Consider the following 13,014-nt stretch of genomic DNA (forward strand, 5'->3'; position numbering starts at 1 on the left):
GGTCGTATGATTGATGATCGTTACACCTTTTCCTTTAGCTCTCAACGTCACTTGGTAATCATGCCGTAAAGGATTGATTCTAAAATCCCCAATGTTATAGATGCTGAACGTTTTCTTATTCTTAAATGAATATTCCAAGTCATCACGCATCTCTATATTCATACTGGGACTCCATCGTTCTCCCTCAAATGTTTGAGCATTTAGTGATGTGCTTTTTGATTCAGCAGTCCCCAACATATCCATAAATTCCACACTAAAAACAACGTGATTTTTTTCTTTTTCCTTTGGTACTGTAAAATTCCCATCACATGTCACTAAAAACCTTCTGTTTGGAAATAGATCACATGAAATGTAATATGGGAAAGGTTTAACTAATAAAGCATATAGCTCACTTCTATAGCTGTAGAAATTTTCAGCAATGATTGAGTTCATATATATTTCAAGCTGAATCTGTCTTTCTTTGTACTTCACATCCCGCGGGTGTTGCGGCAGTACAATACCGTTAATTCGTGGTAATGACACTGTCTCAAATTCAACAATTGGTGAGGCAGGTGTCAGACTTAATGGATGAAAATGAGGAAGCAAATCACTGAGACTCTGCTCACCCAAACCATTGTTAAAATCAATATACAATTCCATCTACCTCACCCCACTCATAAATGCTTGTTGTCTATAGCGCTCACCAGTCGTTTGATCAATCTTTCGACCATCCATATAGTTGTTGCTATCTTTGGAGACTAATTGTTCAAAGCCTTTTTGCATCATCATTAATCCTTGAGACAACAGGTCTATTTGTTGAGACATAAGGCCAATTTGTTTGTTTTGGTTTTCGATCATCTGTCTCATGTCAGATCCATCTTGCTGCCTGCTCTGAGGCTTGTCTCCTTTGTTACTAATGCGATCAAGCATCTGTAAAGCCGTGGAGATCATACCATCCCCAAAACTAGGCACTCCAAGCTCTTTGCCAAGGTTAGAATACAACTGTAAAGAGCGTTTACGATACTTTGGCTCAGTGGTAATTGCATATTCGCGCCAGCCGTTCTCCCCTAGCTGCGCAATTTGATGATTATCAATGACACCACCAGATGCATAACCGATGTAAGGTCCACCGCGCGCCATAGATTTTAACCCCGGATGATTATAGATGCCGCCATAACGCTTGTTTAGATAGTTAATCGCAGCAATGATCTGATGAACTGGATTTCTAATATCTCCATATCCCTTTTCTTTATGCGCTGCAAAAGTCGAAGGGATAAACTGCATTAACCCTTGAGATGGATGACCAGCCTTAGCATTACTATCCCAATTGTTCACAACCGTTGGATTTCCACCTGATTCCCTCATCGCAATAGTTTCTAGCGCTTTAGAGAATGAAGGCGAAGTACCTTTTATAGCAATTGCTTGAGCAACCCACTTTTTGACCGCAGCACTACCACCTACACCTTTGAATGCCCCTCCGTCTCCTCCAAAATCACCTAACGATTTTGTTAGAAATCCTAAAGCTCCTTTTTGAATCGTTTTTAAAATACCTGTTCCTAAACCGTCTATCCCTTTGCCGGATTTAAAGGGAATAAGACCGCCGAATATATTGCTGATGATTTTCTTTGGTCCGGCCATTACAAGATCAAACATATCTGATCCAAAATCTTTCACCTTGCCGACTACTTCACCAGCTTTTTTAATGCCCTTTTTAAAGAAATCGCCAACGCCGCCAGCATAACCCGGTAATCCCTGTGAAGCGATTTTTTTTGTCTCGTCATGTGGCAAGACTGATGTTCCGCGGGGTAAATCCCAAATTTGAGGACCACCAACTCCAACCATGTATGTTCCAATACCGGGAGTGTGAGCAAGTTCATATCCTTCCTCACCAACAAGCGCACGACCACCCGGATGATAGTCAGTACCTTTGGCATATGAATGCTTGGCGCCTTCCTTTTTACTTGCGTATCCTTTAGGTTTCCACTCTGGGATTGTAGGAATATGCATAAACTCAAGAACTTTATTAATACCGTCGGTAATCGTATTAACGACACCAGCTAAATCAACAAGGAATGTATTCCATCCATCTAGCACTTCGCCAGTCTCCCAATCAACTTGATCGATATGACCTTGTGCTTGTTTCTTTGCTTCTTCAACAACGCCTTTATGAGTTTTTTTAGCTTGGTCTATTGTTTTGTCTTTTTGATCTTTTGCAGCTTTAACGGTCGCATCATGTTGCTCTTTGGTAATCGTTTTTTTGACATAACGTTGATCATCTGCCTCTTTAATAACTGCAGCTGCTTCCTTTTTGGCATTACTAATAACCTTATCCTTGGCATCTTTACTATGTTTCACTGTGGCAGCTGCTTGCTTTGCAGACAAATTAGACGACTCTTCTTTTAGCTTTTTAGAGATGAGTGTTTGTTCATCCTTGCTTTTTGTAAGAGCCGTTTTAATTTCTTTATTTATTGCTTGTGTATGTTTTTTGACTTCTTTCCATTCTTCTTTAGTCAATTCACGGTGTTCTTTAGCTGCTTTTTCATAGATTTTTTTTACTTTATTCTCGTGTTTCTCTATTTCCTTTTGCTTCTTCTCATTACCTTCTTTGATGCTCTTAAGAATTCCCTTCTCGTCTTTATCTTTAAGAGCATCATTTTCCGCATAGAATTTACCCAAAACATCTAAAGCTTTATCAGCACTGTCTTGGTAACCTTTTTTCAACGTGCCTGCCATCTCGGAGAACCTATCAGTCATATCCTTAGCTAAATCATCTGTAATTTTTGTTTGATTACGATAAAGGCTGTCTAATTTTGCATTGGCTTTTGTCTCCATATCTTTATAAGCATTTATAGCTTTAGAAGTGGATTCAGATACTTTATCACCAAAATCTATCGTTGCTGGTAAGACGCGTTTTTTTAGGTTGTCATAATATTTAAACCCTGCTTCGCCTAGAAGCGTGACACCCGTTATTAACATGCCTACAGGACCACCAAGCACAGATAAGCCGCCTCGGAGTAAACTTACAACACCTGCACCTTTTTTAAGGATGTTAAACAGCCCAAAACCACCTTTTGCAAGTTTCAAAAATCCTCCTGCGCTTTTCACGGCGTTTACACCCGCCATGGCTATACCTTTTCCGAATTTAAGTATCTCAGGAAGAAATGAGAGCGCAAGACCGCCGATCATACCCATTGGACCCCCGAACATCATTAAACCGCCGCCAGCGATCCTAGAAGCCCCACCTAGCCCTCGCATTGTCCTTGAGGTTCTTGTGGTTGTTTGATTTAAACGCCCCATTCGGGTAGTCGCTAGACCCGTGTTTTGTTGTAATCGACTCATCCGGGTGGACATAGCAGCGGTCGAAGCTGCAGCCGTGTTAATACCAGTCGCCGCAGTTCGTGAAGCGACACCCGCTGCAGTAACTTGTGTTGTGTAAACACCTAGACTTGCTGACGATCCCCTGACAGTTCCCGTTAAATAGGTACCGGCAGTTCGCAACACTCGCCATCCCTCTGCCATTCGGGGAATGAGACTTAATAGTAATAAAGAAGCTCCGCCTAAAAGACTAAAAGCTGTTACAGCTGCACCAGTAACGGCAATTGTTTGCATTACAGATGGAGGCAGATGATCAAACCAGTTAAGGAATTTCGTTAAAACATCTGTAGTTGCACGAATCACAGGAATAAATTGATTTCCTAGCGAAATAACTGTGTTGTTGACAGCTGCACGCAGGTACTCCATAGACCCCGCAAGGTTATCCATTTGATCATTTGCAACTTTTTCAGCAATACCGCCACTGCTTTCTATTTCTTTGGTGAATTTATCAATTTCATCACCGCCTGCATGAAGCAAGGTGATAAAACCAGATAAAGCATGTTGACCAGCCAATTGTTTTGCGATACGGATTTTTTCGGTTTCTGTATAGTTTTTCGTCTTTTCGTTAATCTGATCTATAATGTTCGATAAAGGTTTCATACGGCCGTTTGCGTCAGTAATACTAAGACCAAGTTCGTGAATAGCGTTACCAGCTGGTTTTGGAGGTGCTGCCAGTCTTGTTAACGTAGATCGTAACGCCGTACCCGCCATGTCAGCTTTAATTCCACTATTCGCCATAATACCCGTCGCAGCTGCTAGTTCCTCCATGCTGACACCTGCTGTTTTTGCAGCTGGTGCCGCATATTTCATCGTTTGACCAATCTGTTCAAGCGTGGCGTTAGAGTTTGTGAATGTGTAAGTCATTGCGTCAGCGACCCGGTTTGTATCTTCTGCGGCAATGTGAAACTCTGTGAGAATGTCAGATACAATATCTGACGTTACACCTAAATCTGTTTGCCCTGCTGCCGCAGTAGCAAGCAAGCCCGGCATGGCACCAATGATATTGTTTGTCTTATAACCAGCCATTGCAAGGTATTGCATTCCCTCTGCGACTTGACCATCTGTAAATATTGTCGTAGCCCCTAAATGACGCGCAGTTTCTGTAAGACGGTTCATTTCACCAGATGATGCGTTTGCCACAGCACCGACCCTACTCATTGCCTTCTCAAAATCTGCAGCCACTTTAACCGCACCGCCAATTGCGACGGTTCCGGCTACACCAATTCCTGTTAATGCCTTCCCTGCCATTCCCGCAGCAGAGTAGACAGATTGCAACTCTTCTGATACTTCCCCAGCATTCTTTTTAAAAACAGAAAAAACACCAGCAGCTTTATTTCCTGTGCTTTGTAATTGCTCAAATTCTTTAGATACCTGCCGAAGCTCTTTTTCTAGCTTCTGGTGTACAGCGATGGATTCGTTGAGTTTTCGAGCGTGAATTTGTGTTTCTCTTTTATCACGCCCTTTTTCTCTTACCAATTGTTCATAACGTTTTCGGTGCTCTTCTACTACTTTACCCTGAATACGATATTTATTGTTAAGTCCGTCAACTTTGGCTTGCAATTCTTTTGCTCGATTGCCGGTATTCTTATAAATTTCAGTAGCAGCTTTAAATTCAGAATTAGCAAGACGCATTTGTCTTTGAAGCCCTGTAATACCTCTGTTAAAACCTGAGTCATCCAGATTGACTTTGGCGATCATATTGCCGATTGCTTGAGTCATTTATGTACCACCCCGCTTCCCTGACGAAGATTTCAAGACTTAGAATATTTGATCTATCGTTACTTCTTTTGTTTTGCTCGCTTCTGCGTTCAATTTTAAGAAATGAAAAATATCCATTTGATCAATTTCATGCATCTTCCAGCCTTGCTCAAGTAATTTGGTATAGATTTTATTTAATTGATCTTTTCCGTTTTTTAAAGGCTCATCTACGCCTTCATGTCGGGCAAAAAATCTTTTTCTTCCTGCGTTTCCGCCACTTTAAATCCCATGATTTCCATCATGATTTTTCTTACTGCATCCGCAATTTCAAAAGATTGAAAGCCTTCTAGAAACTGATCATAAGTAAATTGATTCTGAAATACACGTACAATGAATTTGATTCGTTCATTCATGCTTTTAACAATCTCTTTTGCATTTTCCGCTGCTGCTGCTTTTTCATCTAACTCAAAAGCCTCATAGAGTGTTTTTGCGTTAGTTCTTGGCGCAATGAATGTTTTGTGTTTTTTCTCTTCTTCGAACCACATAGAGATAGAAATTTGTTTTTGAGTCATAGTGACTCCCCCTTATTTTTTATTTTCCAATTAAAAAAGAGAGCTTTTCAGCCCTCTTAAGCACCTTTTCCAATATCAACGCTGCTGCTGTTTTCTGTTTTGTCATCTTTGTATGCATCACCAAAAACCGACTTGTAAAATGCATCAAGATTAAAGTTTTCAGCATCTTCATCAGTAACAACTTTGAAAAGATCATCCTGCTCTCGATCAACAAATTCCGCTGATAATTTAATCGTTTGGAAATCTGTTTTTTCTTCCTTCGTCTTCCACTCATCACCGGGTAAAGAAAAACGACCTTTTAATAAGCCGACATGACGTGACTTCCCGTTTGCTTTTGGCCCTTCAAACGTCATTGCGACCCATGGTGGGATGATGTTCTTTTTGAACAAATAAAGTCCGTTTTCGTTTTGTTCAATACCTAATAGTTTCGCAAGGATTTCCATAGGTAGATCCCGCATTTCAATTTCAAGCTTTGTGGCACCAGTTGAAACCACTAAATCCACCAGTTTGTTATCTGCATACTGCTTTTCGGTTGATGTCTCAGTTTCCACCTTCATATTGATTGCATATTCGTATTTTAAAATTTCAGTTGGCACATAGAATTTACCTTGCTTTTGCAATGGTGCAAACTGAACATTTTCCAAACCAGTTACTGAACTGTACTCAGCCATAGTTAGCCTCCTAGTATTATATTTTTTTCAAAACGATACCCTTTTCTTATCAATCTCTCTTTCTCTAAAAAGTCATTGATGGGTATAGTGGGCGTAAAATCTAAACGCTCCATCACATCCCCGATTGCAGCCATAATGGGTTGCGGATCGGCATTGTGATAAACATCTATTTGATAGGTTGCGCTATCTTGTATGGGTCTGTTATCAGCCCATTTGATCGGTTTGTAGTTGATTTCTTGCAGCACAACATACGGCGGGCTCGACTTTGTACCCTCTGGCACTGCAAGCTCATAGATGTCACCTTTGTCTATTAAAGACAAAAGCGCTGGATCATTCTCCAACGCTTCAAAAATGGCATTCTTGCAAGTATCTGCACGCCTTATTAAGTTTTGATTGATCATAGTTTGCTCAGCGCCTGTCGGTATTTATCTGCTACTCTTCGTATAGCCTCGTCCCATTTTGCTTCTACAGTACGCGTAAAGAATTTTTGCGCTGGCTGATGTAAGGTGCCGAATTCAGGGAAATGAATTCTCCACTTCGTGTCCTTACGTGACTTTGATTTCGGCCAACCAACCGCAACATATTTTATCCCTTCTCCATCAGTACGAAGCCGCGTAATATCAAGATCATCCTGCATGTGTTTTTGGCCTTTGTCGGATCTTGGTGTGTTTGGATGAAGTTCATCTTTTATCACGGTTGCGCCAGCTGTAAGAGCTTCTTTATGCATCTTACTGACCTTTCTCTGCATGTTGCCAATGGCGTTTTCTAATTCCTCTAAGCCATCGATTTGTAAATTAAACATCACTTCACCGCCTTTGCCCTAACTGTGAGGAAATGAAGCCTTGAATAATTCGGTAATATAGACTCAATTTCGTAAGTTTTCCCTTTGAATAAGAGCCTCATATGATCGTCAATATCTTCCCTGTGGCGAATGGTGAATTTGATTGTATGTTCTTTTTGAATCGCAGCTGCAGCATAATATTCAGCGCCATTTAATCCCTCTGCTTTGGCCCAGCATTCAACCACGGTTTCCCAACCGTTGTCACCATCGACAGGTAAACGAGTCTTTTCTTTTTTCTGCTGAAACTGGATGCGGTGTCTCATGTCATTCAGCATCTTTTTCACCATCCACAACGACATATTTAAGTTGATTGATCATTGTTGTGAGAACCCCGTCAAGATTGGAGGTTGTGCCTGATATTTGCCTATTCTCATACCAATGAGTTGTAAATGACATGACCGCCAGCTCTGCTTGCGCTAAATTGTTAGGGAATTTCAGGCCCGTTGCATTCGTGATGTACTCTTTTGCTGCAGCGATAAAATGTAAAATCAAATCATCCTCCGCATCACCATCAATGCGGAGGTATTTTTTTGCTTTTTCAAGCTCTTTTTGTTCTGCCTCTGTCATCCGGCATCACCTTTATTCAGATTTTTGTGTTTCAAATGCTTCAACTTTTTCTTGGAGATCAGTGATCATTTTCTGTACTTCTGAATTGATGTTGTCCCATTTAACGCTACCTTTCCCGATTGTCCGGGAATTAACTGAACCATCACCTAGATGTTCATTTTTAATAGAATCTGTTTCAATCACTGCAGCCTCGCCTTTATCACCTTTTGGACCCTGCTCTCCTGGATCACCTTTTTCTCCTTTTGGACCTTGAGGGCCTTGCTCACCGGGATCACCTTTCAATCCCTTAACAATAAGGGGGTTTTCCTCGCTGTTGTCTCTGATAGAAACAGGCGTGATAGGTTTACCGTCAGGCCCAGCCTCTGCAGATGTGTATACTCCATTACTTTCATTCAAAAAATCTTTAGCCATGATAGATCAATTCCTTTCAATTTTTATTTATTTTCCAGCGTCTACAGCTTTGTCTTCATCAGTTTCAGGTGGCTTTTCATCAATAACTTCAATTCCAGTAAATTCAGCAAATACAACAGCTTCATCATCCCAAAGCACGACATCATCTCTTTGGATAACTCGTACATCTGTTGAGTTTCGGTAGAACGCTTTGCCACCCACATCAGTAGATCGGATGGAATACTGTTGTCGATCAAAGAGTTTTACAGCCTCAAACAAATCACCAATAATCAGTGGATATTTAGGTTTTGTTTTAGTACCACCATTCGGAAGATATTTATTAGAAATTACATGTACTGTTTTTTCAAATAATTGTTTCTTTGTTTTGTTTGTTGGATCTGGCTGCAAAAGATATCTTCCTTGGTTGTCTTTTAACTTATCAAGATAGTTAAATCCTGACTGGTTTGTGACAAATACCGAAGTTTCATTAATAGCTGGATCAAGCTGTACATTTGTGATGTCTTTAATGTCATCTGTGGTGGAAACAGCTTTTTTGTCTAATTTGTTCAATACTTTCAAGATGTTCACGTTGCGTGTAACAGCCGATTTTTTCCCTAACCAATTGACTAAGAATTGCATGAGTGCTTCCCTTGTATCACTCAATAGATCATTTGAAAGAACTAAAATGCCAGCTCGATTTTTAATGTCGTATTTAATTCTCTCAAACTTTGGATTTTCCAATTCTTCAATATCTTCTAATTCATCAATATCAACCAAAGGCTGCATATCAGCATTCTTTTCAAGCGTTCTTGCACCTTTATTTGTGCCAACTGGAATAACATCAACCAGATTAGCCAGCGTATCAAATTGACGTCGTCTTTCGTTGATCTTTGTGGTGATATCTTCTGGAACAATTAAGCCCCCATCTTCATCCACAGACTCTTTCATTGCAGCCAATGGTTTTGGTGCCCTACCTTTTATGATGGCATCTGCAAATAATTCTGTATGATTTAATACTTGTTTACCGCTGACATCGTTTGAAACAATCTGTGAATTAACACCCTGATCATCCTGCTGATCCTCATCACCGTAATCAACGTACATATTTCGCATTTCTTCATAGTTTTGAATTTGTTCTTTCAAAACCTGTGCCTCAGCAAGCATTGTTTTAGCTTCATCAACCTTCCCCTCATCATTTAGAGCCATGATCTTATCACGCTTTTCCGCTAAAGCTTGGCGGAGTTCTCTTTCTTTTACTGTCATACCTTCCTTAGCGAAGAATTGGATAGGCAGACGTAACAATTTGTTGTGTGTTTTTGATTTTCCCAAAATGGTTTCCTCCTCAAATTTCCCATAAAAAACACCCCTAAATTTCTAGGAGTGCTGCATGTATGGCATTTTGTTGTTGTTTCAAGCTTATGGTATTTTCTTGATTTTCAGGTTCTTTGGATAGTTTTGAAGCGATCTTAGCAGGTACGTTTTTGAACTGAGAAACAATGGTTTCATCTATCTGTGCTGCAACATTCTTTTCCTCCGTGACTGCATCAGCTAAACCATATTGCAACGCCTCATCAGCTGTTAACCATGTTTCATTATCTAAAAGGTAACGCAAGGTCGATTCTTCTAGTTTCTCTCCCGCCTTTGCCAAATAGGTTGAAACGATGCTATCAGTGATTTTGTCCAAGTCTTCTGCAGCTTTTCTAAATTCCGCAGCATTACCGATCATACCCATGTAAGGGTTATGGATCATCATCATTGAATTACTCGGCATCGTAATAGTGTCGCCAGCCATTGCAATGACAGAAGCTATGCTTCCTGCTAGTGCATCAACATAAACATTTATCTTCGCTTTATGCCGCTGCAGCATCGAGTGAATTGCTTGTCCCTCAAATACATCACCACCCGGTGAATTAATATAAAGATCAATTTCGGCGACTTCGCCCAAATCTTTCAAATCTGCTTGAAATGCTTTAGAAGAACTTTCACTAAACCAACCTTCTCCAGTAATGGAACCATACAAAGTTATTTCTGCAGAAACATCATTCAGTGGCTTCATGTTCCAATACTTCTTGTTTTTCTTCATCTCCGTCACCCCCTTTCAGATTCCTCTTACTCACCCTGCTTAACTGATATTCTTTCATGATTGAAAGGGGAACTAGATTCAAATTACCAAAATGCTCATCACCGATTTCACCAATACCTGTCATATCCTCTTTTTCTAGAATTTTATTAATAGTGAATGCCCCGACACGCTGCATGACTTCGTAAAATTCAGCTCTTGTTTTACTGTCTCCACGTAGTTCTGTTTCTAAATTGAATTTAAAATAAAATCCTTCTTTTAATTGAGCAGGCGTAAGGATTTTATCGTTCAATTCTTGTTCAATATTTGTCACGATAGGCTGCAGGGTTGTTTTCACGTAATCCAAAGACTGCTGCTCAATATTCGAAAAGGTCGCCCGGTCCAATTCTCCAATTTTATGAGGTGGCACTTTATAGATGGAGGCTATTTGCTGACGATTCCATTTCATAGATTCAATGAATTGAGCATCTTTCATAGGCATTGTTACTTGTGAATAATCAAGACCCGCATCAAGTACCGCAATGGATTGACCTGCGTTGACTTCTTCCCAATCATCTCTAAGAACCTTCTTACTCTCTCTATTCAACAAAGACGGTGTTTTGATTACACCAAACGGCGCCCCACCATTTTTGTAAAACTTAGCATTGAATTTTGTGGCAGCCCTATTTGATCCGATATTATCTCGAATAACAGATATAGGCGTTTGACCTACAATGCCATCTAAAGATAGGTTCTTGAAGTGCAGTACTTCATGATAGTGCAGTTCAACATATTTCCCATTGATAGTTGTTGAGTACCAAACTTTCCCTGTATCCGGATCAATATTTGTATTTGTTGATTCGGGATTTAGTGGGTAAATGGCTTCCACATCCCCATCACGATTATAGACAAGACGATTGTAACTGTTTCCCCACGTTGCCATTCTCAACATGACAAGAGCTTTCCACGTAAAACTGGTCATATACGGGTTTACCTTATGCAAAATCATCCTGCTAATGTCGTTTTGAATAGTCTTTACGCTTCCTTCTTTGCTCTGAAATAATTTTATAGGGAGTTTGGCTGCATCTTCGGCAAGCACTTTCACGCAAGCGTACACATCTGGATGCAAAATCGCATTCTCAGAAGAGACATGCTCCCCTGATGACGTTTCAACACCTGCAAATATGTTCCGAAACCACTTAGCAGGACTCAATAGAGATCCGCTATCTTCTTCCGCTACACGATTTTCAATCTTTGGTCGTCCTCGTAATAACAAATTCATTCACCCCTGTCTATTTCATCTTCTTTATTTTGATTCAGGGTGATTCTGCTAATTAAAAAAGCAGTGAAAACAAAAAAAACACCTGAGACAAAAAGCCCGGTATTTACTGAAATTCTAAAACATGCAATTGCTATCAAAACCATTCCAAGTATAAGGAAAACATCCTCTAAGTATTTTGACCACTCTTTCATTCAACAGCTCTCCTCCTAAAAACTAAATTGACCAGACTGGATATATTCGTTCAAGTCAAATTGCTGATTTACTTGACTAGCCCTTACATGAGCGTTTATAAGTGCAGCTGCTGGGTCAATACGTTGTGTCGATTTTGATTTATCAAGCATGATGTTCTCCTGCGCATCAATCTTTGTCACAGCGTTCCCCATCGCCCACGTTAATAGATCATTGTTGTCATGAATGATTTTTCGTGCTTTGACCTTTTCACGGAAATCTTTAGTTGGCTCAGACAAAGTTTGCACCCCTTGCCTAATCTCGATCATGACGTAGCCATCAGCCTCCATCTGCTGCGCAAACTGTGTGGCGTTATACGGATCATAACCAATCTCTTTAATTTTCCAACCTTTTTCTTCCTCAAGTCGTTTGATATAGGCACGTATATAATCGTAATCAACGACCGCACCATCAGTAAGCGTAAGCCAGCCTTTCTTGACCCATAGATCATAAGGGACACGGTCTGTTTTCATACGCTCATGAAATGTGTCTTCCGGCATAAACCCATGTGAAGTCACATAATACATACCGTTTTCAAGTTGAAATTCAAAACTTGCTGCAGTTAAATCGATGCGTTTTGACAAGTCGATGCCTACATAACACTCTTTACCATAAAGGTCAGGAATACTCTCATGTTTCCCGCAATCTGACCAAGCCTGCATATCCATATATCCACCATCACGCATATTGACCCAGATGTTCATGTTTTTAGTTAAGAAATTACGCATTTTTTCTGGGACTGCAAGAGCCACTTCTAACTCACCACGCAAGAAATTTAATCCGTGTTCGTTTGTTGCAACGATAGGATTTGCTTTAATCCAATTGCGTTCATCTTTGATGTCATCATCTGGATCAAGTTCATTAATCATGACAAAGTATTGATCGTTTGTTTCTACATTGTTTGGATCAACAATTTTCGAAACATATTGATACTCTACTCGGTAAGCAGGATTATTTAACTCAAATCCAGCTGTCGTAATAATCATCATAAGTGGTTGTGATCTTGTGGCCATCCCTGATGATAGAACATCATAGATTTCAGAGGTTTTATGAGCATGGTATTCATCTATAATGCCGCATTGAGGGTTGAAACCATCCCCGGTTTTCCCTGCATCTTTAGATAGCGCCTCAATTTTCGATAACGTTTTAAGGTGTTCTATTTGTCCATAGGCGACCCGGTATTTTTTTTCAGGTACATTAAGCAAATCACACTTGCTGATTTGAGCTTTAATTTCATTCCAACATATTTTGGCTTGCTCGGTTTTTGTTGCACCAATATACACCTCAGACATGTATTCATCGTTTGCGAATGCCTCAAACGACCCCACACAAGCAAGGCTTTGTGTCTTGGC

General features: G+C 40.2%; 14 protein-coding genes. All 14 read right to left on the bottom strand.

Going from position 1 to position 13,014, the window contains the following annotated elements:
• On the bottom strand, positions 1-639 hold a 639-nt coding region (locus tag LC033_RS15545), incomplete at its 3' end, for a phage tail domain-containing protein (RefSeq protein ID WP_226569981.1).
• Positions 640-5,073: a phage tail tape measure protein gene (locus LC033_RS15550; RefSeq protein WP_226569983.1), complete on the bottom strand. Its 4,434-nt coding sequence runs from the start codon at positions 5,071-5,073 to the stop codon at positions 640-642.
• 206 nt (positions 5,074-5,279) lie between these two features.
• On the bottom strand, positions 5,280-5,624 hold the full coding sequence (gene gpG / locus LC033_RS15555) for a phage tail assembly chaperone G (RefSeq protein ID WP_226569985.1): 345 nt from the start codon (positions 5,622-5,624) through the stop codon (positions 5,280-5,282).
• A 56-nt stretch (positions 5,625-5,680) separates the two neighbouring features.
• Entirely contained in the window at positions 5,681-6,295 is a 615-nt protein-coding gene (locus tag LC033_RS15560; RefSeq protein WP_226569988.1) for a major tail protein, read from the bottom strand.
• A gap of 2 nt (positions 6,296-6,297) precedes the next feature.
• Positions 6,298-6,696 (bottom strand): tail completion protein gp17, encoded by a 399-nt coding sequence (gene gp17, locus LC033_RS15565; protein ID WP_226569990.1) that lies wholly within the window; start codon positions 6,694-6,696, stop codon positions 6,298-6,300.
• Entirely contained in the window at positions 6,693-7,097 is a 405-nt protein-coding gene (locus LC033_RS15570) for an HK97-gp10 family putative phage morphogenesis protein (RefSeq protein WP_226569992.1), read from the bottom strand. The genes gp17 and LC033_RS15570 overlap by 4 nt, the downstream gene beginning before the upstream one ends.
• Positions 7,097-7,411 carry a phage head closure protein gene (locus tag LC033_RS15575; protein WP_226569994.1) on the bottom strand — a complete coding sequence of 105 codons (315 nt, stop codon included), beginning with the start codon at positions 7,409-7,411 and terminating at the stop codon, positions 7,097-7,099. The genes LC033_RS15570 and LC033_RS15575 overlap by 1 nt, the downstream gene beginning before the upstream one ends.
• A complete protein-coding gene (locus LC033_RS15580) occupies positions 7,401-7,703 on the bottom strand; it encodes a head-tail connector protein (protein WP_226569996.1) in 303 nt (100 codons plus the stop codon). Before LC033_RS15580 ends, LC033_RS15575 begins: the two co-directional genes overlap by 11 nt.
• Positions 7,704-7,715: 12 nt before the next feature.
• Entirely contained in the window at positions 7,716-8,114 is a 399-nt protein-coding gene (locus LC033_RS15585) for a collagen-like protein (protein ID WP_226569999.1), read from the bottom strand.
• A 27-nt stretch (positions 8,115-8,141) separates the two neighbouring features.
• Positions 8,142-9,422 carry a phage major capsid protein gene (locus tag LC033_RS15590; protein ID WP_226570001.1) on the bottom strand — a complete coding sequence of 427 codons (1,281 nt, stop codon included), beginning with the start codon at positions 9,420-9,422 and terminating at the stop codon, positions 8,142-8,144.
• A 37-nt stretch (positions 9,423-9,459) separates the two neighbouring features.
• Entirely contained in the window at positions 9,460-10,176 is a 717-nt protein-coding gene (locus LC033_RS15595) for a head maturation protease, ClpP-related (protein ID WP_226570003.1), read from the bottom strand.
• Positions 10,133-11,428, bottom strand: a complete 1,296-nt coding sequence (locus tag LC033_RS15600; protein WP_226570005.1) for a phage portal protein — start codon at positions 11,426-11,428, stop codon at positions 10,133-10,135. Before LC033_RS15600 ends, LC033_RS15595 begins: the two co-directional genes overlap by 44 nt.
• Before the next feature lie 2 nt (positions 11,429-11,430).
• Complete coding sequence (locus LC033_RS15605; protein WP_202734453.1) at positions 11,431-11,625, bottom strand: DUF1056 domain-containing protein; 195 nt, start codon at positions 11,623-11,625, stop codon at positions 11,431-11,433.
• A 15-nt stretch (positions 11,626-11,640) separates the two neighbouring features.
• Positions 11,641-13,014 (bottom strand): terminase large subunit (locus tag LC033_RS15610; protein WP_226570008.1); only part of this gene is annotated, 1,374 nt, incomplete at its 5' end.

Origin of the sequence: Bacillus stratosphericus (assembly GCF_020524495.1) — a bacterium.
GTDB lineage: Bacteria > Bacillota > Bacilli > Bacillales > Bacillaceae > Bacillus > Bacillus stratosphericus_B.

Coding starts and splice junctions, on each gene's coding strand:
- LC033_RS15550 (WP_226569983.1), bottom strand. CDS start 5,073: ATGACTCAAGCAATCGGCAATATGATCGCCAAAGTCAATCTGGATGAC.
- gpG (WP_226569985.1), bottom strand. CDS start 5,624: ATGACTCAAAAACAAATTTCTATCTCTATGTGGTTCGAAGAAGAGAAA.
- LC033_RS15560 (WP_226569988.1), bottom strand. CDS start 6,295: ATGGCTGAGTACAGTTCAGTAACTGGTTTGGAAAATGTTCAGTTTGCA.
- gp17 (WP_226569990.1), bottom strand. CDS start 6,696: ATGATCAATCAAAACTTAATAAGGCGTGCAGATACTTGCAAGAATGCC.
- LC033_RS15570 (WP_226569992.1), bottom strand. CDS start 7,097: ATGTTTAATTTACAAATCGATGGCTTAGAGGAATTAGAAAACGCCATT.
- LC033_RS15575 (WP_226569994.1), bottom strand. CDS start 7,411: ATGCTGAATGACATGAGACACCGCATCCAGTTTCAGCAGAAAAAAGAA.
- LC033_RS15580 (WP_226569996.1), bottom strand. CDS start 7,703: ATGACAGAGGCAGAACAAAAAGAGCTTGAAAAAGCAAAAAAATACCTC.
- LC033_RS15585 (WP_226569999.1), bottom strand. CDS start 8,114: ATGGCTAAAGATTTTTTGAATGAAAGTAATGGAGTATACACATCTGCA.
- LC033_RS15595 (WP_226570003.1), bottom strand. CDS start 10,176: ATGAAGAAAAACAAGAAGTATTGGAACATGAAGCCACTGAATGATGTT.
- LC033_RS15605 (WP_202734453.1), bottom strand. CDS start 11,625: ATGAAAGAGTGGTCAAAATACTTAGAGGATGTTTTCCTTATACTTGGA.